Here is a 1,047-nt window from a genome sequence, read left to right as displayed (position 1 = left end):
GCCGCATTGTCTGAGGCAGAGGCTCAATTGGCGGTCATTGAAGCTGAGCAAGCCAAAGCAGAAGATAACAAACTTATAGCTGAAGCCAGTGTTCGCGAGATTCAGGCTCGATTGGTAAGTCTGCGAGATGAACTACGCGATGCAAAAAGCATACTGAAACTAGGTTATGGTACAACAAATAATGTGATTGAGGCTCGGTCTCAAGTTCAGGTGGGAGAGGCGGATCTGGATGCAGCGAAAGCTCAGCTTGATCTTACTGATGTTGAACTAACCGAGGGTATCCCCGCAAGACTGGCAGCATCCGAAGCCGCGATTGAAAAAGCGAGAACAGCCTTGGATTTTACAGAGGTTCGATCGTTCACAAATGGAACCGTAACCCAGCTGGCACTCAGCGTTGGCAGCCCAACGACTACACTTGTATTGAGACCATCAATGGTCATCATTCCCGATCGACCTGAAAACACATCAGTACGTGTTTCTGCAGGATTTTCTCAGGTTTCGAAAACGACCCTTTATGAGGGAATGCCAGCAGAAATCGCTTGTGACACTAATGCGAGCCTATCTTATAGAAATGCAATACTTCCTGCACGGATCGTTTTACTGCAGCCCGCTGTTGCGACGGGTCAAGTGACCCCCAGTGATGACTTAAAAGATCTACAAAATGCATCACAGCGCGGAACAATTCATGCCATGCTGGAACTTATTCACAATGAGCATGAAGCCTTATTGCTGGATGGTTCGGGTTGTATCGTACAGACCTATACCAATAACTTGGAAGGGGTTTTCGGGCACATTGTCGCCGCTACCGGAGTTGTTAAAGCTGCAGGGCTTAGAATGAAAGTATTGGGTTCAATACTGGCTGGTATCGGCCTAGCAGGCGGTGAACACTAAGTGTCGATAGCTTAGTTCAAAAACGAATGAGAAATGTCCAACTCTATGATGCCAACGGAGCTTTGCAACTGATTTCTGCTAAAGGTTTGTATCACCCTTTCACTTCGGATAAAAGAACCTTCGGCATCTCAGATAGCCATTTGCAGACAGTTACGC

Annotated in this window: 1 protein-coding gene; it reads left to right on the top strand. The window is 47.1% G+C overall.

Annotation, left to right across the window (positions count from 1 at the left end):
- A partial coding sequence (locus tag A3739_RS30265; protein ID WP_068502819.1) for an HlyD family secretion protein occupies positions 1–891 on the top strand: 891 nt, incomplete at its 5' end.
- Between the last annotated feature and the right edge of the window lie 156 nt (positions 892–1,047).

Source organism: Oleiphilus sp. HI0067, assembly GCF_001635735.1.
The sequence above is the reverse complement of the archived record's forward strand: the minus strand, read 5'-3'. Positions and strand labels throughout refer to the sequence as shown.